Consider the following 18,632-nt stretch of genomic DNA (forward strand, 5'->3'; position numbering starts at 1 on the left):
GTGGCGAGGGAGAGACAGCCGGGAGGGCCGCGGGCAACCGCCTGGACAATTTCCCGTCACGCTGCGGTCGCTTCACTCCCGCCTAACCGTCAAGCTCGGGGTAGCGCCGGAAGATCCCGTCCTCGTTGAAGGGTGTGCGCCGGTCGCTCCCCAGATAGGCACCGATGCGGGGCCGGGCGGCGACGAGCCTGTGCAGGGCGACCACCTTCGGGGTCACGGCGAGGGCCCGCTCGGTCGCTTGCGGAAAGGCGTAGGCCAGGCCCTCGACGAGCTGGAACAGCGAGAGGTCGGCGTAGCTCAGGCGGTCGCCGACGAGGTGGCGGGGACCGGCAGGGTTGGAGCCAAGCACCCGCTCGAGCCAGCCCAGGTATTTCGGGATCCGGTTCTCGCGAAAGTCGGCGGCCCGGCGGGCGGCCTCCTGCCACTGCTCCTCGTAATAGAGGCCGGAGGCGATCGGGTGGTGGCTGTCATGGGCCTCCGCCACGGCATCGGCGAGGGTGAGCTGGATCTGGTGGGTCCAGATCCGGTCGGCCTCGCTCTCGCCGACGAGGCCGAGGCGCGGCCCGAGATAGAGCAGGATCGCGGCGGTCTGGCCGACGACCAGGTCGCCGTCGCGCAGGTAGGGCGGCGCGAAGGGCGGGCGCCCCGGCCCTTCCGCCGCAAGGCCCGCCATCAGGGCGTCGATGCCCTCGTCCCGGGCGACGTCGACGTAAGTGGCGCCGGCCTCCTCGAGGGCGAGGCGGACGAACTCGCCCCGGCCCTGGATGCCCGGCCAGTAGTAGAGTTCGTAGGCCATCGCGGCGACCTCCTTCTTCTCACGGGCGTCCGGAAACGTACCCGGACGCCCCGCAGGGGTCACCAGCCCCGCATCTCGTCGTGGCTCGGGCGCCGGCCCTGGGGCGTCAGGCCGTCGATCACCCCCGGCAGCACCTGGGCGAGCTGTGCCAGCAGGTCGTCGCGGCCGAGCCCGGTCTGGCGGCTCAGGGTGTCGACCGTGTCGGGCCCGAGGGCCTGGGCGAGCTGATGCGGCTGGATCGGCCGGTTGTGGCCCGGGCCGATCCACGACTCGATCAGCTCGCCGAGGCCGCCCTGGCGGAAGCGGTCGATGAGCTGGTCGAGGCCGCCGCCGCCCGGCGCGTCGTCCGGCTGCTCCCGGTCGAGGCGGGAATAGGGGCCGGCGCCCTGGTCGAACGGGTTCTGCATCCCGCCGCCGGCAGGGGAGGGTCCAGAACCTGGCGACGGGCCGCCCGGGCCGTCGAGCATCCCGGCGAGGTCGGAATAGGGATTGTTCGGATCCTCGCCGCGCCGCCCGCGGGGCGCCTCGTCCCGCGGATCGGGCGCGCCGTAGCCGCGGGGATCGGGCGCGTAGCCGTCCTCGGGCCCGCCCTGCGGGGCCGGCCGGCGTCCGCCGCCAAAGATGTCGCCGAAGCCGCCCTGCATCGCCTTGGCGGCGAGCAGCATCAGCAGCGCCTTGACGAGGGGCGACATCGCCCCGGAGCCGCCCCCGTGCTGGCCCCCCTCGTGTCGGCCCCCGCCCCCGAGGACGTTGCCGAGCACGGAACCGATGACCTGATCGAGCAGACCCATCGCGCCTCTCCCCTCGCGCGCCACATTGCGCGCTGGTTAACCGCGATCGACCGCCGCGGTTGCCTTCAGCGGCGGTCCCCGGCGCCGTCGCCGCCGCCGGTGGCGCGCCGGTCCCGGGGATCGAGGCGGTCGAGGGGGTCGGTCCGCTCGCCGGTGTTGCCGGTCAGGCCGGTCCCGCCGGGCATCACCTTGGTGTCGGGCTTGAGCGCCTGCGGCGGTGCCACGCCGGGATCGCCGCGGCCGCCCTCCGGGACATCGGCCCGGGTCGGCTGGTCGCGGCGGTCCGAGATCGCCAGGGCGGGGCCGGCCGCGAGGCTGCCCGCAAGGAGGAGGGCGGGAACGAGGCGGACGAGCAGGGGCATGGCGATCTCCGGGGGTTCCGCTGGGCAAAGCGCCCGGCAGCCCGCGGTTCCGTCCCGGACGGCCCGTGGCCGGTCCCGCCCGACCGCAAAGAACCGCCCGGAGGCGGTTCTTCGTCGAGGTTACAGGTTCAACAGGGCGTTGGCGGTGCCGATGACCGTCATGGCGAGGCCGCCGACCAGAACCCCGATCATGCCGTAGGACACGGCGCGCAGAAAGCGCATCTCGCTCATCGCTGGCCCCCTCAGCAGCGATACCCGCCGGCGGTCTGGCCGTACTGCTTGACCGGGAAGTTCTGCTGGTTGGCGTTGCCCTCGGCGGCCGAGCTCATCGGGCAGGCGCCGTAGAACGGCACGCTGGTATTGGCCGAGCCGAGCGAGCCGGTGGTCTCGACGTCCCGGCCCTCGACGGTCTGGCTCCAGAATGGGCGGGCGGGGGAGTTGGCGCTGAATGCCATGGCGGACGAGATCGGAGCGACGCCAAGGACGAGCGCGGTGGCGACGGCGGCGATGCGGGTCTTCATATGGTATTCAGTCTCCTGTTGCCGATGCAGGTCGGTGTTCATGGCCTGCATCCGTTGCGGTGATCGGGATATAGGTGGGCCAGCACCGCCGCGATGTGTCCTCGCGCACGCGACAAGATGGAATGAAATCTGATCGGAAACGGCGGCAGGCCGCGTAAGCCGGGAAATTTCTCTGGGGGAGATAGCCGGTGCGACGCGCCGTCGGGCAGCTCGTCTGGCGCGGCGCGTTCCGCCGATGGCGCGGGAGCCGCCCCGCGGGCGGGGCGCGTCACATCCCGCTACCACCCCGGCGCCTTCCCTGGAGCTAGTCTAAGGCCCGACGACACCCGGGCGGCCGCGGTCGCGCGGCCCGCAAGCGCAACGAGGTCCCTGCCGCCGATGGCCAAGCCCGTCCACTCGATGATCCGCGTCCTCGACGAGGAGCGCTCCCGCGCCTACTACGCCCGCGCCTTCGGCCTCGAGCTCGCCGAGCGCATCGGCTTCGACGATTTCGCCCTCGTCTACCTGCGCCACCCGTCCTCGCCGTTCGAGCTGGAGCTGACGGTCAATTTCGGCCGCTCGGAGCCCTACGAGATCGGCAACGGCTACGGCCACCTCGCGGTGGTGGTGGACGACGTCGACGCCGAGCACGCCCGCTTCACCCGGGAGGGCCTGCCGGCGACCCCGGTGAAGGACTTCCAGCACCAGGGCAAGACGCTCGCCCGCTTCTTCTTCGCCACCGATCCGGACGGCTACAAGATCGAGGTGATCCAGAAGGGCGGCCGCTTCGGCTGACGCATCCCGACACCGCCGGCCGGGAAGCGCGCCAAGACGCGCCCCGGGCCGGACGGCACCGACACCAGAAAAATATCCAGAGAGGAGACACCCGATGAGAGAAGTCGATCCGCGCGCCCGGTTCAGCCGCCGCGGCTTCCTGCAGACCGCCGCCGTGGCGGCGCCCGCCGCGGCCATCGCCACCGGCGCCGGGCTCCAGGTCTCGGAGGCCTGGGCCGAGAACGGCGCGGCGCTGGCGCCGGCCGAGCTGAAGACCCTGGTGAAGATGGCGCGGGACATCTACCCGCACGACTTCCTCGCCGACGTCTACTACATCACGGCGATCAAGCCCTGGGACGGCAAGGCCGCCGCCGATCCGGCCGTGAAGGCGCTGCTGACGCAGGGGGTGCGCCGCCTCGACGAGGATGCGCAGGCCCGCCACAAGCTCAACTACGTGCAGATCGGCTGGGAGGCCGACCGCGTCGCCGTGCTCGAGGGCGTCAGCCACACCGACTTCTTCAAGAAGATCCGCTCCGACCTGGTCGTGTCGCTCTACAACCAGCCCGAGCTGTGGCCGAAATTCGGCTACGAGGGCCCGTCCGCCGACAAGGGCGGCTACATCAACCGCGGCTTCAACGACATCGACTGGCTGCCGAAGGTCTGACCGGCCGCGCCCGCCGCTGAGATCCATCGTCAACCGAAGAACAATCAACGAATAACCGCGCCGGCCCGGCCGCGACCGGCCGCGCGGACCGGAGGAAACCATGGCCACATTCGACCTGAACGACGACGGCCTCGTCGTCATCGTCGGCTCGGGCGCCGGCGGCGGCACGCTCGGCACCGAGCTGGCGCTCAAGGGGATCCGCACCGTCATCCTCGAGGCGGGCGCCCGCCACAACATGGAGGATTTCGTCAACGACGAGTGGGCGAGCTTCGCGCAGCTCGCCTGGACCGACATGCGCACCACCTCCGGCTCCTGGCGGGTGGCGCGGGACTTCCCCAACCTGCCGGCCTGGATCGTCAAGGCGGTGGGCGGCTCGACGGTGCACTGGGCCGGCGCGTCCTTGCGCTTCGAGGAGCACGAGTTCCGCATCCGCGACCATTACGGCGCGATGCCGGGCGCCAACCTCCTCGACTGGCCGATCACCCGGGCCGAGCTCGACCCCTGGTACGAGAAGGCCGAGGACCGGATGGGCGTGACCCGCACCAACGGCATCCAGGGCCTGCCGGGCAACAACAACTTCAAGGTGCTGGAGGCCGGGGCGCGCCGGGTCGGCTACAAGGAGGTCCATACCGGCCGCATGGCGATCAACAGCCAGGAGCGCCACGACCGCGGCGCGTGCCAGCAGATCGGCTTCTGCTTCCAGGGCTGCAAGTCGGGCGCCAAGTGGTCGACGCTCATCGCCGAGATCCCCCGCGGCGAGGAGACCGGCAACCTGGAGGTCCGCCCGAACTGCATGGTCATCCGCATCGAGCACGACGCGTCCGGCAAGGTGACGGGCGTGGTCTACGCCGACGAGAAGGGCAATCTGCAGCGCCAGAAGGCCCGCATCGTCGCGGTGGCCGGCAACTCGATCGAGAGCCCGCGGCTCCTGCTCAACAGCGCCTCGAACCTGTTTCCGGACGGGCTGGCCAATTCCTCGGGCCAGGTCGGCCGCAACTACATGCGCCACATGACCGGCAGCGTCTACGGCGTGTTCGAGAAGTCGGTGCACATGTACCGCGGCACCACCATGGCGGGCATCGTCCGCGACGAGGCCCGGCACGACCCGAAGCGCGGCTTCGCCGGCGGCTACGAGATGGAGACCCTCTCCCTCGGCGTGCCGTTCATGGCGGCGTTCCTCAATCCCGGCGCCTGGGGCCGCTCCTTCACCAGCGCCATGGAGCAGTACCCGCGCATGGCCGGGATGTGGCTCGTCGGCGAGGACATGCCGCAGGAGACGAACCGCATCACCCTCGACCCCGCGGTGAAGGACAAGCACGGCATGCCGGTGGCGAGCGTGCACTTCGACGACCATCCCAACGACGTCGCGATGCGCAACCACGCCTACAGGCAGGGCGCGGCGATCTACGAGGCGGTCGGCGCCACCGTCACCTACCCGGTCACGCCCTATCCGAGCACCCACAACATGGGCACCAACCGGATGAGCGCGAAGGCCCGGGACGGCGTGGTCAACAAGTTCGGCCAGACCCACGACGTGAAGAACCTGTTCGTCTCCGACGGCAGCCAGTTCACCTCGGGGGCCGCCTGCAACCCGACCCTCACCATCGTGGCGCTCGCCCTGCGCCAGGCCGACCACATCGCCGGCGCGATGCAGCGGCGGGAGATCTGATGCGCCCGCTCGTGCTCGCCCTGCTCGCGGCTTTTGCCCCGGGCCCGGCCCTCGCCCAGGGCTCGGCCACCCCCGCCGCCCCGGCGCCGCAGCCCGGCGGGGCCGCGGCCTATCCGGGCAGCCCCGGCGGCCAGCCGGCCGCCGGGCGGGACGGCCGCCCGGTCGCCACCGACCACGCGGCCTGCCCGTCGGGCGCGCCCTGCCCGGCCGCGCCCGGGCCCTCGGGCGCGGCGGATGCGAGCCGCACCACGGCTCCGAGCAATTCGGTCGGCCAGACCGGCTCGGTGCCGAGCACCGCCTACCCGGCCGCCCCGGGCGGGATGCCGTCGAACCGGCCGGACGGCACGGCGCCGCGCTGACCCTCCGGCGCCGGAGCGGTCGCCGCTCCGGCGCGGGACTCGACGCCGAGGCCATCGGGCGACCCGGCTCGCAGCCCGCGACCCCGGCCGGAAGCCCGCCTCAGGCCCGCCCCGCCACCGGCAGGTCGGCGAGCGCCGGCCGCGGCCGCTCGATCAGGGCCGCGGCGAGCATCGCCTCGAGGCGGATCAGGTCCTCGTCCGGCTCGGGCTGCCAGCCGCAGCCGCAGCGGGGCGCCGGGCCGTGCAGGGAGGCGATCTGGCGGTAGAGCGTCCCCACCGTGCGGGCGGCGGCCTCGAGCGCCGCCATCGGCGGCAGGGGCCCCCGCTCCAGCGCCTCCCAGAACGCCGCCGTCAGGGCGTGCTCGAGGGCGGACTGACCCCGCGCCTCGGCCTCGGCCCGCAGGCGCTCCCGCTGATGCATCATCATCGCGTGCTCCTCGTCTCGCTGAGCAGGCCGACCAGCCGCTCCCAGGGCAGGCCGACCGGCGGCCAGCCCTCCCGGACCGGCAGCAGCGCGTCCGCCATCCAGCCCGCGCAGCCGTGAATCAGGATCAACGCTCGCGCCATCGCGGCCTCAATGTCGGATCGTGCCGGGGGTCGGCACGCCTTCAATGCCGCAAGCCGCGCTCATTCTCAAGATCAGATCGAAATATTGGAAGATTTCTATCTCGACTCGGTCATCTATATTATGCTCCGAATTATGTAAGTTCCAAAGTGCAGCGGCGGCGGCAGGCGGATTGGCAGCGCCGCCCGGAGCGGCTACCTGGGGCGCCCGGAAATCCCGAAAGGTCCCCTGTGATGACCGACACCCCGCCCGACCGCCTCAGCACCGACCCGCGCAGCCCCTTCCACGACGCCGCCCTGCTCGAGCGCGGCGTCGGCGTGCGCTTCAAGGGCGTCGAGAAGACCAACGTCGAGGAATATTGCGTGAGCGAGGGCTGGGTCCGTCTCGCCGCCGGCAATGCCAAGGACCGCTTCGGCAACCCGATGACCGTGAAGCTGAAGGGCCCGGTCGAGCCGTATTTCCGCAATCCCGAGGCCGGAACCGCTAGCGCCGGGTAGCCTCCGCCCGCAAGGACGCGAGGTCGAGGCGGCGGGTCACCATCTGCAGGCCGCCGGCGGCGTCCCGCGGCCATGCGTCCTCGGGCCGGTCCCAGTACAGCTCCACCCCGTTGCGGTCCGGATCGTCGAGGTAGAGCGCCTCGCTGACGCCGTGGTCGCTCGCGCCGGTGAGCGGGATGCCGGCGGCGTCGAGACGGGCCAGCGCGTCGGCGAGCGCCGCCCGGGTCGGGTAGAGGATCGCCACGTGGTAGAGCCCGGTGCTGCCGGGCGGCGGCGGAGAGCCGCCGGCGCTGTCCCAGGTGTTGAGCCCGATATGGTGGTGGTAGCCGCCCGCCGACACGAAGGCGGCCTGGGGGCCGTAGCGCTGCGTCAGCGCGAAGCCGAGCACCCCGCAATAGAACCCCAGCGCCCGGTCGAGGTCGGCCACCCGCAGGTGGACGTGCCCGATGCGGGTGCGCGGGTCGATCGGTTGGGTCATGGTCCTGCCTCCGGCATGGGCGCCCGCGGCCTCGCCCGGCGTCCTGCGCAGACTGCACCCTTTCGAAACGTCGGGAAATCCGGCATCCCTGACCAGCACCTCACACCCAGAGAGTGAGATCGCGTCATGCCCGATCGGCTGACCGGTATGCACATCTTCGTCCGCGTCGCCGCGACCGGCAGTCTCTCGGCCGCCGCGCGGGCCCTCGGGATGTCGCAGAGCGGCGTCACCAAGCACGTCGCGGCCCTCGAGGACCGGCTCGGGGCGCGGCTCTTCCACCGCAGCACCCGCCGCATGACCCTGACCGAGGCCGGACGGCGCTACCTCGAGGCCTGCGAGCGCATCCTGGCCGAGATCGACGAGGCCGAGGCGGCGGCCGGCGCCGAGGCGGCGGAGCCCCGCGGCACCCTGCGGCTCAACGTGCCGGTCTCGTTCGGGGTGCTGCAGGTCGCCCCCGCCCTGGCGGAGTTCGGCCGGGCCTATCCGGCGCTGACCGTGGAGCTCGGCCTCAACGACCGGCCGGTCGACCTGATCGAGGAGGGCTGGGACCTGGCGCTCCGGATCGGCGACCTGCGGGATTCGAGCCTGGTCGCGCGGGCGCTGGCGCGGTGCCGGATGTGCGTCTGCGCCGCGCCGTCCTATCTGGCGGCGCAGGGCCGTCCGCGCCGCCCGGCGGACCTCGCCGCGCATAACTGCCTCGGCTACACCCTGGCGAGCAGCGACGGCTGGCGCTTCGAGGGCGGCACCGCGACGGTCGCGGGCTCGCTGCGCGCCTCGAACGGCGCGGCCCTGGTGGCGGCCGCCGCCGCCGGGCTCGGGGTGATCTACCAGCCGACCTTCCTGGTCGCCGAGGCCCTGCGCCGGGGCAGCCTGGTGGCGCTCGATCTCGGGCCGATCCCGACGCTGCCGATCCACGCGGTGATGCCTTCCCGCCGCCGCCCGCCCGCCAAGGTCCGGGTGATGGTCGAGTTCGCGGCGCGCCGCTTCGCCGACCCGCCCTGGGACCGGGACCTGCCCGCCCCGCTCGGGATCGACGATCCGCTGCCCGAGGCGCCGACCATCGGAGAGCCCGCCATCCCGGATCTCGCCGCCGCGGCGCCGGCCGCCGCGAGGCTGTCGTGACCCGGCGCGTGCCGCCCTCCGGTCCCCCGGCGGACGCGATCCGGCAGCCCGATGCCGGCGCGGACATCCTCGACTTCCCGGACCGGGAGTTCCTCCGCCTGATCGAGGCCCAGGGTCTGACCGGCAGCTGGACCTGGACCTTCGCCACCGACGAGCAGGCCTGGTCCCCGGGGCTGTTCCGGCTGCTCGGCTTCGAGCCGGGTGCGGTGCGGGCGGATTACGGCCTCTTTCTCGGCCTGGTCCATCCCGAGGACCGGCCGATCATCGAGAGCAACCTCCAGGTGATGCGGGCCGGGATCTTCAACGACCACACCGTGCGGGTGATCCGGCCGGACGGGTCGCTGCGGGTGATGGCGAACCGGGGCGCCGCCTATTTCACGCCGGACGGCAGGCCGCGGGCGGTCGCCGGCGTCATGATGGACGTGACCGATGCCGAGCGCCTCGCGGGCCTCCGCCGGGAGGACCAGCGGCGCCGGCGGGCCCTGTTCGAACAGGCGCAGGCCTGGACCCACGCCTCGCCCTACTCATCCTCGCTGCGCATCGCGTCGCGGGAGCTCCTGAGCCTCACCGGCCTGAAACAGCAGGACTTTCACGACGACTGGACCCGGGTCATCGTCCCGGAGGAGCGCGAGCGCGCCCGCGACCACATCGCGGCCCTGCTCGCCGCCGAGAAGCCCTTCGTGGCCGAGCAGCACCTGGCCCTCGTCGGCGGCGAGTCCGGCCGGTTCCGGGGCGTCTTCGTGCCGGTGCGCGACGGGGAGGGCCGGATCGAGAGCTGGGTCAGCCTGAATTCCCGGGTCGACGGGGTCCGGCCGACACCGTCGGGCGAGGTCCGGCGCGGCCTGGAGCAGGCGGTCCAGGGCGCGCATCTGCGCGCCGCCCGCGGCCTGCTCGACTGGTCGATGGCGGACCTCGCCGGCGCCAGCGGCCTCTCCCTTTCGACCGTCCGGCGCCTGGAGGAGGGGGGCGACGGGACGGCGGCCCGCAGCCGCCACGCCGCCATCGGGGCCCTGCGTCAAGCCGGCATCGGCTTCGTGCTCCTGGAGGGCAGCGTCCTGGCGGTCGCCAAGGTGCGCTGACCAAGGTGCGCTGACAAAGGCTCTTTCCGGCCCCGGCCGGGATTGCCATATCGGAATCATGCCCGCCCCGAAGAAGCCCCGCCCGTCGACCGGCAAGGCCTCGAAGCCCGAGCTGAAGCCGCTGGACCCCTTCCTCGCCGAGTTGCTGAACCCGGCGCTGAACCGGGAGCGCCTGCCCGCCGTCGAGCCGCCCGCGCCGCCCGCCCCTGGGCGCCCGCGCAAGACCGCGTCCGAGGGCAAGCACGGGCCCGGGACCAAGCGCGCGGACAAGTCCGCCCGCCCGGGCCGGCGGGCGGCAGCCCCGGCCCCGGACGGCTTCGGCGAGGCGCCGCAGGCCGCCTTCGCGCACGGCACGGCCGCCGACGTGGATCCGGCGCTGGCCCAGGCCCTCGGCCTGCGCGAGCCGGACGCGGAGGCGGTGGAGGAGCGCGCGTCCCTGGCGAGCGAGGGCGTCTCGGCCACGGTCGATGCCCTCACCAAGCTCCTCACCGAGGGCAACCCGCTGTTCAAGAACGGCGAGCTGTGGCGCCCTCACCGCCCCGAGCGGCCGCAGAAATCCGAAGGCGGCGTCCCGTTCCGGCTGAAATCCGACTTCACCCCGGCGGGGGACCAGCCCCGCGCCATCGCCGAGCTCGTCGCCGGCGTGAAGGGTGCCGAGCGCGACCAGGTGCTGCTCGGCGTGACGGGCTCGGGCAAGACCTTCACGATGGCCAAGGTCATCGAGGAGACCCAGCGTCCCGCCCTGATCCTCGCCCCCAACAAGACCCTGGCGGCCCAGCTCTACGGCGAGTTCAAGTCGTTCTTCCCCGACAACGCGGTGGAGTACTTCGTCTCGTATTACGATTATTACCAGCCCGAGGCCTACGTACCGCGCTCCGACACCTTCATCGAGAAGGAGTCGTCGATCAACGAGCAGATCGACCGGATGCGCCACTCCGCCACCCGGGCGCTGCTGGAGCGCGACGACGTCATCATCGTCGCCTCGGTCTCGTGCATCTACGGCATCGGCTCGGTCGAGACCTACACGGCGATGTCGTTCACGGTCAGCCTCGGCGAGAAGATCGAGCAGCGCCAGCTCGTGGCCGACCTGGTGGCGCTGCAGTACAAGCGCATCCAGTCCGACTTCGCCCGCGGCACCTTCCGGGTGCGCGGCGACGTGATCGAGCTGTGGCCGGCCCACCTGGAGGATCGCGGCTGGCGCATCGGCCTGTTCGGCGACGAGATCGAGTCGATTGCCGAGTTCGATCCGCTCACCGGCAAGACGATCAACACGCTGAAGTTCGTCAAGGTCTACGCCAACAGCCACTACGTGACGCCGCGCCCGACGCTGCAGCAGGCGGTCAAGGGCATCAAGGACGAGCTGAAGTGGCGGGTCGAGGAGCTGACCCGGATGGGCCGGCTCATCGAGGCCCAGCGCCTGGAGCAGCGCTGCACCTTCGACCTCGAGATGATCGAGGCGACGGGGGCCTGCAACGGCATCGAGAACTATTCGCGCTATCTCACCGGCCGCAAGCCGGGCGAGCCGCCGCCGACCCTGTTCGAGTACCTGCCCGACAACGCCCTCGTCTTCACCGACGAGAGCCACGTCACGATCTCGCAGATCGGCGGCATGTACCGGGGCGACTTTCGCCGCAAGGCGACGCTCGCCGAATACGGCTTCCGGCTGCCCTCCTGCCTCGACAACCGACCCTTGCGGTTCGAGGAATGGGACGCGATGCGCCCGCAATCGATCCACGTCTCGGCGACGCCGGCGAAGTGGGAGCTGGAGCAGACCGGCGGGGTCTTCGCCGAGCAGGTCATCCGCCCGACCGGCCTCGTCGATCCCGTCATCGAGGTGCGCCCGGCCCGCTCCCAGGTCGACGACCTCCTGGGCGAGGTGAAGGAGGTGGCGGCCGCCGGCTACCGTACGCTGGTGACGACGCTCACCAAGCGCATGGCCGAGGACCTGACCGAGTACCTGCACGAGAACGGCGTGCGGGTGCGCTACATGCACTCCGACATCGACACCCTGGAGCGGATCGAGATCATCCGCGACCTGCGGCTCGGCGCCTTCGACGTCTTGATCGGCATCAACCTCCTGCGCGAGGGCCTCGACATCCCGGAATGCGCCCTCGTCGGCATCCTCGACGCCGACAAGGAAGGTTTCTTGCGCTCCGAGACCTCGCTGATCCAGACCATCGGGCGGGCGGCCCGCAACGCCGAGGCCCGCTGCATCCTCTACGCCGACCAGATCACCGGCTCGATGGAGCGGGCGATGGCGGAGACCGAGCGCCGGCGCAAGAAGCAGCTCGCCTACAACGCCGAGCACGGCATCACGCCCCAGAGCGTGAAGCGCAACATCGCCGACATCCTGGAGAGCGTCTACGAGCGCGACCACGTCCAGGTCGATACGGGGCTCGCCAAGTCCGCCGTCACGGTCGGCCACAACCTCAAGGCGGTGATGGCCGACCTCGAGAAGCGGATGCGGGCGGCTGCCGCCGACCTCGACTTCGAGGAGGCCGCGCGCCTGCGCGACGAGCTCAAGCGCCTCCAGGCCACCGAGCTCGCCATCGCGGACGACCCGATGGCCGGCCAGGCGGAGGTCGAGCGCGAGGCTGGCCGCTTCGGCGCCAGGCGCAAGCGCAGGGGACCGGAGAGTTTGGGCGCGGAGCCCCTCGGCTACGGCCCGGGCGGCAAGGGTGTCTCGGACGAAGGCACCCGCATCCGCGAGCCCGACCTCGACGACATGGGCCCGGGCACCGACCGCGAGGTGCCCTTCACCTATGCCGAGCGTCCGACCGGCCGCTCGACGCAGGGCTTCCCGGGCCAGCGGCCGAAATACAAGGGGCGCAAGGGGCGGGGGTGAGGCGTAGGCCTTGAGCCGGCGCGGCGGAAGACTCCGCGCCGGCTGCGCCCCGCGAAATCCCGGCCCATCACACCCGTTGCTGCGGTCTCGCGCCGCCGTTGCAGACCCGCTTGCGGAACACTTGCGGAACGCTTACCATGTTCGCGATTTGTTTCCGGAGCGCGGCAGCGCGGGGATGAGAGTGTCACATGCTCACGCGTAAGCAGTTGGACCTGCTCCGCTTCATTCAGCAGAGAATGCGCGAGACGGGCGTACCCCCGTCCTTCGACGAGATGAAGGACGCCCTCGACCTCAAGTCGAAATCGGGCATCCACCGCCTGATCACGGCGCTGGAGGAGCGGGGCTTCCTGCGCCGCCTGCCGAACCGGGCGCGGGCGATCGAGGTGATCCGCCTGCCCGACGCGGCGGCGGGACCGGCGACCCCGGGGACCGGCGCCGAGGTGGTGCGCTTCAACCCCAGCGTCGTCGAGGGCGGGCGTGCCCACGAGCCGAAGCGGCCGGCCGGCATCCCCGCGATGGCGACGGCGCCGGACGAGAACGGCCACGCGGTCAGCGTGCCGGTCATGGGCCGGATCGCCGCCGGCACGCCGATCTCGGCGATCCAGAGCCAGAGCCGCTCCGTGGCGATGTCGCCGGACTTCCTCGCCAGCGGCGAACATTACGCCCTGGAGGTGCGCGGCGACTCGATGATCGAGGCCGGCATCCTCGACGGCGACCTCGTGGTGATCCGCCGGCAGGAGACCGCCAATACCGGCGACATCGTGGTGGCGCTGATCGACGACGAGGAAGCGACCCTCAAGCGCCTGCGCCGCCGCGGCTCGTCGATCGCGCTGGAGGCCGCCAACCCGGCCTACGAGACCCGGGTGCTCGGGCCGGACCGGGTGCGGATCCAGGGCCGGCTGGTGAGCCTGGTGCGGAAGTACTGAGAGCGCCCGTTTCAGGACGGCCGCGAGAACCCTCCCCCCCTCTGCGGGGGAGGGTGGCGAACGCAGTGAGCCGGGAGAGGGGCAGCGCGACGATGAAGGCCGTGGCGCCCTTCATCGAGGTCACGACCTCTCCGGAAGCGGCGTCCCCTCTCCCGCCCCGCTCCGCGGGGCACCCTCCCCCGCAGAGGGGGGAGGGTTTCCGGCGGCGCCCGTCAATGCGCGCTGCCGGACGCCACGAACTTGAACAGGAACACGCCCGCGATCACCCACACCACCGGCTTCACCTCGCGGACGCGGCCGGTGAGCAGCTTGATCACCGCGTAGGTGATGAAGCCGAAGGCGACGCCGTTGGCGATCGAGTAGGTGAAGGGCATCAGCAGCGCCGTCACGCAGGCCGGCAGCACTTCGGTCAGGTCGTCCCAGTCGAGGTCGACCAGCTCGTGCAGCATCAGGCAGGCGACGTAGAACAGGGCCGGGGCCGTGGCGTAGGCCGGGACCGAGCCGGCCAGCGGCGCGAAGAACAGGCAGGCCAGGAACAGCAGGGCCACGGTGGCGGCGGTGAGCCCGGTGCGGCCGCCCTCCTCGACGCCGGACGCACTCTCCAGATAGGCCGTGGCGCTCGAGGTGCCCAGCAGCGAGCCGACGAAGATCGAGGATGAATCCGCCATCAGGGCCTTGTCGAGGCGCTCCATCTTGCCCTCGGTGAGCAAGCCCGCCCGGTTGGCGACGCCCATGAGCGTGCCGGTGGCATCGAACAGCTCGACCAGGAAGAACACCAGGATCACGTTGAGCAGGCCCGCCGACAGCGCCCCCGAGATGTCGAGGGCGAACAAGGTCGGGGCGATCGAGGGCGGCAGCGAGGCCACCCCCTGGAAGGTGTTGTCGGCGACGATGAAGCTCAGCGCCGTGACGGTCAGGATGCCGGCCAGCAGCGCGCCACGCACCTTGCGCACGGACAGGACCGCGACGATCAGGAAGCCGAGGACCGCCAGCACCGTGCTCGGCTTGTGCAGGTCGCCGAGCGTCACGAAGGTCGCCGGGCTCGCCGCCACCACGCCGGCGCTCTTCAGCGCGATGATCGCCAGGAACAGCCCGATGCCGACCGTGATGGCGATGCGCATCGAGCGCGGGATGCCCTCGACGATGATCCGGCGCAGGCCCGTCAGCGTGACGATCATGAAGCACAGGCCGGAGATGAACACCGCCCCGAGCGCCGCCTGCCAGGTGTAGCCCATCTGGAGCACCACCACGTAGGCGAAGTAGGCGTTGAGCCCCATGCCGGGGGCGAGGGCGATCGGGTAGTTGGCGTAGAACGCCATCACCAGCGAGCCGATCGCCGCGACGAGGCAGGTCGCGACGAACACCGCCCCTTTCGGCATCCCGGCATCGCCCAGGATGTTGGGGTTGACGAAGATGATGTAGGCCATCGTCAGGAAGGTGGTCAGCCCGGCGAGCAGCTCCGTGCGCACGGTGGTGCCGTGGGCCGAGAGCGCGAAGGTGCGCTCCAGAAATCCGCCTCGCGAGGCGTCACCTTGCCGGGTTAGGCCGTCGTCGCGCTTCAGGTCCATCGCTCCTCCTCGCCGCCCCCTGCGGCACTCACCTGCTGGTAGATCCGGTCGGGCGTGAACGGCGTCGCGGTCAGCCGCGCGCCGGTCGCGTCCCGGATGGCATTGCCCAGGGCCGCCGCCACCGGGTTGAACGGGCTCTCGCTCATCGACTTGGCGCCGAGCGGCCCGATTGCGTCGTGGGTGTCGGCGAAGATCACCTCGGTGCGGGGCAGGTCGGCGATGGCCGGGATGTGGTAGGTGCGGAAGCTCGGGGTCGCGACCCGGCCCTCCGCGTCGATCCGCAGATCCTCGTAGAGCGCCGCGCCGAGCGCCTGGGCGACGCCGCCCTCGATCTGGCCGCGGCACTGCACCGGGTTCATCACCCGGCCCGCATCGGCGGCGTGGACGCTCCGGAGGATGCGCACCTCGCCGGTCTCCGGCCGCACGGCGACCTGGAAGCCCTGGACGTTGAAGGCGACCGAGCGGGGACTGCCGTCGGCGTGGCCGACCGCCTCCGCGGGGCCGAGAGCGGCGAGCGGGATCCGGGCGTCCCCGGCCGCGACGGCGTCGCCGTCGAGCCGGCAGGTGTCCGGATCGACGCCGAGGCGGGCGGCGGCGCGGGCGCGCAGAGTCTCGGCCAAGTTCTGCGCGGCCCGCAGGGTCGCCTGGCCCGCCACCACGATGCCGGTGCTGCCATAGGCGCCGGTGTCGTGCGCGACCGCATCGGTCTCGCCCTGGTGCAGGACGATCCGGTCCGGCGTGGTGCTCAAGGCTTCCGCCGCGATCTGGCCATGCACCGTCGAGGTGCCGTTGCCGAACTCGACCGTACCGACGCGCAGGGCGTAGCGGCCGTCTCGGTCGAGCGCGATCCGGGCCTCGGCGTGGTGGCCCCGGGGCGGGATGGTGTCGATCATGGCGAGCGCCATGCCGGTTCCGGTGCGCCAGCCCGGCGGCGACGGCGGAGGGGGGGAGGCGAGCGCCGCCGCCACCCGGTCGAGGCACTGGTCGAGGCCGTAGCTGCCGTACTGCACGTCGTGCGGCTCGAGGCTGGTCGAGACCAGCGGGTCGCCGGGCCGCACCACGTTGCGGCGGCGCAGCTCGAACGGATCGAGGTTCAGCGCCCGGGCGAGCTCGTCCATGGCGGATTCCACCGCGAAGATGGTCTGGCTCAGGCCGTAGCCGCGAAACGCGCCGGCCGGCAGGGTGTGGGTGTGGACGGAGAAGCCGTCGACCCGCTTGTTCGCGCAGCGATAGACCGCGATCACCTCGTTGCAGCCGTGATGCAGCACGCCGCCGGTGTGGTTGCCGTAGGCGCCGGTATTCGCCAGCACGTCGAGGGCGATCGCCGTCAGGGTGCCGTCGGCCCGTGCGCCCAGGCGCACCCGCACCCGCATCGGGTGGCGGGTCGTGGTGGCGGTGAACTGCTCGGTGCGGGTCAGCTCCCAGCGCACCGGCCGGCCGGTGGCCAGCACCGCGAGCGCCACCAGGTCCTCGGTCAGCATCTCCTGCTTGCCGCCGAAGCCGCCGCCGACCCGGCCGCACTCGACCCGGACCCTGTCGCGCGGGAGATCGAACAGGGCGCAGAGGGCGTCGCGGGTGAGGAACGGCACCTGGGTGCTGGAGCGGATGACGAGGCGCCCGTCCGCGTCCCGCCAGCCGAGAGCCGCGTGGGTCTCGAGATGGGCGTGCTGGATCCGCTGCGCGGTGTAGGTGCCCTCGTGCACCACGTCTGCCGCGGCGAACCCGGCCTCCACGTCGCCGATCGCGCCATGCGCCTCGGCGGCGAGGTTGGGGTGGGGGTGCAGCGGGGGAGCGTCCTCCCCGGTCGGCCGCGCGCCGTGGACGAGGGGGGCGTCGGGATCGAGGGCGCGCTTGGGATCGAGGCAGGCCGGCAGCACCTCGTACTCGACGGTGAGCGCCCGGCAGCCGGCCTCCGCCGCCGCCTCGGTCTCGCCGAGCACCGCCGCGACGCGCTGGCCGACGAAGCGCAGGACCGGGTCGAGCACGCGGGTGTCGCTGGCGTCGTCGGCGGGGTTCTGGTGCCGGGCGGTCGAGAAGAGCCGGTCCGGCGCGTCCGCGTGGGTGAGAACCCGCACCACGCCGGGCAAAGCCAGGGCGGCGGCGGGGTCGATGCGCCGCACCCGGGCATGCGGGTGGGGCGAGCGCAGCACCTTCAGGTGCAGGGCGCCGGGGAGGTCGAGGTCGAGGGTGTAGCGCGCCCGGCCGCTCACCACGGCGGCGCTGGCCGGGGCCGGCGGGCTGCGGTCGCAGGACGGTCTCACCGACCCGGCGCTCCCCGCGATCCCGCCCTGGATCGCCGCGATCACGCCAGGGATCGCCGCGATCGCGTCGGCGATCGCCCGGTAGCCGGTGCAGCGGCAGAGATTGCCCTTGAGCGAGGCCGGCAGGTCGCGGGCCTGGCCCTGGTCGAGGGCGCAGGCCGTCATCACCATCCCGGGGGTGCAGAAGCCGCACTGGAACCCTTGCGCGGCGACGAAGGCGGCCTGCGCCGGGTGGAGATGCTCCGGCACGCCGTCGCCCGGCGCGCAGGGGCCGGAGAGGCCCTCGATCGTGGTCACTCTCCGGTCGGCCGCCCGGAAGGCCGGCACCAGGCAGGAATGCAGCGGCTCGCCGTCGAGGTGCACCGTGCAGGCGCCGCAATCACCCGCGTCGCAGCCCTTCTTGACGCCGAACCAGCCGAGCTCGCGCAACAGGGTGCGCAGGCACTGCCCCGGCCGGGGCGAAACCTCGTGGGCGTGGCCGTTGACGGTGAGCCTCATGCGCCGCCTCCCGCGAGCTCGGCCCGGGCCTCCTCGGCGAGGAGGCCGGTGACGTGACGGCGCCAGTCCGGTGCGCCGTGGACGTCGTCGTACCAGAGCCCGTCCGGGACCGCGCCGGCGAGGGCCGCCCGGAGCGCGTCGGCGTCCGGCAGGCCGGGCGTATCGATCCGCACCGGGCGCCGGGTCGAGGCCGTCACCGTGAGCGCGAAGGCGCCGGAGGCGTCGAGCGTCCCGATCACCAGCGCGCCCGAGCGGCCGTTGGGGCTCAAGGAGAGGCGCCGGAAGGCGGTGCGGCGGGTGAGCGCCGCCTTCGGCAGATGGATGCTCCGCAGGATCTCGCCGGGCGCGAGGGCCGTGTCCTGCGGCCCGCGCACGAGGTCGCGGACGGCAAGGCGCCGCTCGCCGCCGTCCGGCGTCCAGATCAGGCCGGTGCCGTCGAGGGCGACCGCGAGCGCGATCATCGGCCCGGCCGGCAGGGCGAGGCAGAGGTTGCCGCCCACCGTCGCGGCGTTCCAGACCTTGAACGAGCCGAGGAGCGCCCGGCAGCACTGGCCGATGAGCGGCGCGGCCGTGAACGGCGCCGGCAGCTCGACCCGGTCGAGGGCCGCGATGGTGCAGGTCGCGGCGATCTCCAGCCCCTCCGCCGTCACCCGGATGGGGTCCCAGCCGAGGGAGGGCAGGTCGACCAGCCGGCCGATCCCGTCCTGCGGCTCGGAGAAGAGCCAGGTCCCGCCGGCGAGCCAGGCATCGCCCGGCCGCCAGGCCGGCAGGGCGTCCCGCGCGCGGGGCGCCACCACGTCCGTGATGCTGTTGAGGTCCATGAGCCTCCCCGTCAGCCTCCCTCGTCGCGCCTTGCGAAGGCGCCGCCCCATCACGGT

General features: G+C 72.4%; 19 protein-coding genes. 9 read left to right on the forward strand and 10 right to left on the reverse strand.

Annotated features, from left to right (window positions below; all coding sequences use genetic code 11):
* Window positions 1-82: 82 nt before the first annotated feature.
* From EU555_RS01755 to EU555_RS01770, 4 genes are all read right to left on the reverse strand, one after another.
* Complete coding sequence (locus tag EU555_RS01755; protein ID WP_135412709.1) at window positions 83-796, reverse strand: glutathione S-transferase; 714 nt, start codon at window positions 794-796, stop codon at window positions 83-85.
* 59 nt (window positions 797-855) lie between these two features.
* Window positions 856-1,587 carry a YidB family protein gene (locus EU555_RS01760; protein WP_135412710.1) on the reverse strand — a complete coding sequence of 244 codons (732 nt, stop codon included), beginning with the start codon at window positions 1,585-1,587 and terminating at the stop codon, window positions 856-858.
* Window positions 1,588-1,652: 65 nt separating this feature from the next.
* Window positions 1,653-1,949 carry a hypothetical protein gene (locus EU555_RS01765; protein WP_135412711.1) on the reverse strand — a complete coding sequence of 99 codons (297 nt, stop codon included), beginning with the start codon at window positions 1,947-1,949 and terminating at the stop codon, window positions 1,653-1,655.
* A 242-nt stretch (window positions 1,950-2,191) separates the two neighbouring features.
* On the reverse strand, window positions 2,192-2,470 hold the full coding sequence (locus EU555_RS01770) for a hypothetical protein (protein WP_135412712.1): 279 nt from the start codon (window positions 2,468-2,470) through the stop codon (window positions 2,192-2,194).
* Between the two features lie 378 nt (window positions 2,471-2,848).
* Here EU555_RS01770 and EU555_RS01775 point away from each other — a divergent pair, with 378 nt between their 5' ends.
* From EU555_RS01775 to EU555_RS01790, 4 genes are all read left to right on the forward strand, one after another.
* On the forward strand, window positions 2,849-3,244 hold the full coding sequence (locus EU555_RS01775) for a VOC family protein (RefSeq protein WP_135412713.1): 396 nt from the start codon (window positions 2,849-2,851) through the stop codon (window positions 3,242-3,244).
* Between the two features lie 94 nt (window positions 3,245-3,338).
* Entirely contained in the window at window positions 3,339-3,887 is a 549-nt protein-coding gene (locus EU555_RS01780; protein WP_135412714.1) for a twin-arginine translocation signal domain-containing protein, read from the forward strand.
* Window positions 3,888-3,987: 100 nt separating this feature from the next.
* On the forward strand, window positions 3,988-5,556 hold the full coding sequence (locus tag EU555_RS01785) for a GMC family oxidoreductase (protein ID WP_135412715.1): 1,569 nt from the start codon (window positions 3,988-3,990) through the stop codon (window positions 5,554-5,556).
* On the forward strand, window positions 5,556-5,915 hold the full coding sequence (locus tag EU555_RS01790) for a hypothetical protein (protein ID WP_135412716.1): 360 nt from the start codon (window positions 5,556-5,558) through the stop codon (window positions 5,913-5,915). The genes EU555_RS01785 and EU555_RS01790 overlap by 1 nt, the downstream gene beginning before the upstream one ends.
* Window positions 5,916-6,015: 100 nt before the next feature.
* On the opposite strand, the gene EU555_RS01795 is transcribed toward EU555_RS01790, so the two are convergent.
* Window positions 6,016-6,342 carry a hypothetical protein gene (locus EU555_RS01795; RefSeq protein WP_135412717.1) on the reverse strand — a complete coding sequence of 109 codons (327 nt, stop codon included), beginning with the start codon at window positions 6,340-6,342 and terminating at the stop codon, window positions 6,016-6,018.
* Window positions 6,339-6,482: a hypothetical protein gene (locus tag EU555_RS35990; protein WP_167858409.1), complete on the reverse strand. Its 144-nt coding sequence runs from the start codon at window positions 6,480-6,482 to the stop codon at window positions 6,339-6,341. The genes EU555_RS01795 and EU555_RS35990 overlap by 4 nt, the downstream gene beginning before the upstream one ends.
* A gap of 231 nt (window positions 6,483-6,713) precedes the next feature.
* On the opposite strand from EU555_RS35990, the gene EU555_RS01800 reads away from it, so the two are divergent.
* The gene (locus EU555_RS01800) at window positions 6,714-6,977 is read left to right on the forward strand and encodes a DUF3297 family protein (RefSeq protein WP_135412718.1); all 264 of its coding nucleotides are present in this window, start codon (window positions 6,714-6,716) and stop codon (window positions 6,975-6,977) included.
* On the opposite strand, the gene EU555_RS01805 is transcribed toward EU555_RS01800, so the two are convergent.
* The gene (locus EU555_RS01805; RefSeq protein ID WP_135412719.1) at window positions 6,964-7,455 is read right to left on the reverse strand and encodes a VOC family protein; all 492 of its coding nucleotides are present in this window, start codon (window positions 7,453-7,455) and stop codon (window positions 6,964-6,966) included. The two genes, EU555_RS01800 and EU555_RS01805, sit on opposite strands and share 14 nt — an antisense overlap.
* Before the next feature lie 126 nt (window positions 7,456-7,581).
* Between EU555_RS01805 and EU555_RS01810 the strand changes: the two genes are divergently transcribed.
* From EU555_RS01810 to lexA, 4 genes are all read left to right on the forward strand, one after another.
* Complete coding sequence (locus EU555_RS01810) at window positions 7,582-8,577, forward strand: LysR family transcriptional regulator (protein ID WP_135412720.1); 996 nt, start codon at window positions 7,582-7,584, stop codon at window positions 8,575-8,577.
* Entirely contained in the window at window positions 8,574-9,656 is a 1,083-nt protein-coding gene (locus EU555_RS01815; RefSeq protein WP_135412721.1) for a PAS domain-containing protein, read from the forward strand. The genes EU555_RS01810 and EU555_RS01815 overlap by 4 nt, the downstream gene beginning before the upstream one ends.
* Window positions 9,657-9,714: 58 nt before the next feature.
* On the forward strand, window positions 9,715-12,501 hold the full coding sequence (gene uvrB / locus EU555_RS01820) for an excinuclease ABC subunit UvrB (RefSeq protein WP_135412722.1): 2,787 nt from the start codon (window positions 9,715-9,717) through the stop codon (window positions 12,499-12,501).
* Between the two features lie 188 nt (window positions 12,502-12,689).
* The gene (lexA, locus tag EU555_RS01825; RefSeq protein WP_135412723.1) at window positions 12,690-13,427 is read left to right on the forward strand and encodes a transcriptional repressor LexA; all 738 of its coding nucleotides are present in this window, start codon (window positions 12,690-12,692) and stop codon (window positions 13,425-13,427) included.
* A 212-nt stretch (window positions 13,428-13,639) separates the two neighbouring features.
* On the opposite strand, the gene EU555_RS01830 is transcribed toward lexA, so the two are convergent.
* From EU555_RS01830 to EU555_RS01840, 3 genes are read right to left on the reverse strand one after another with little or no spacing between them, the layout of a single operon-like run.
* Window positions 13,640-14,995 (reverse strand): NCS2 family permease, encoded by a 1,356-nt coding sequence (locus EU555_RS01830; protein ID WP_135412724.1) that lies wholly within the window; start codon window positions 14,993-14,995, stop codon window positions 13,640-13,642.
* Window positions 14,986-17,754, reverse strand: a complete 2,769-nt coding sequence (locus tag EU555_RS01835; RefSeq protein WP_135412725.1) for a molybdopterin-dependent oxidoreductase — start codon at window positions 17,752-17,754, stop codon at window positions 14,986-14,988. The genes EU555_RS01830 and EU555_RS01835 overlap by 10 nt, the downstream gene beginning before the upstream one ends.
* Window positions 17,751-18,575: an FAD binding domain-containing protein gene (locus EU555_RS01840; RefSeq protein ID WP_135412726.1), complete on the reverse strand. Its 825-nt coding sequence runs from the start codon at window positions 18,573-18,575 to the stop codon at window positions 17,751-17,753. Before EU555_RS01840 ends, EU555_RS01835 begins: the two co-directional genes overlap by 4 nt.
* Window positions 18,576-18,632 lie beyond the last annotated feature (57 nt).

Source organism: Methylobacterium nonmethylotrophicum, from assembly GCF_004745635.1.
GTDB lineage: Bacteria > Pseudomonadota > Alphaproteobacteria > Rhizobiales > Beijerinckiaceae > Methylobacterium > Methylobacterium nonmethylotrophicum.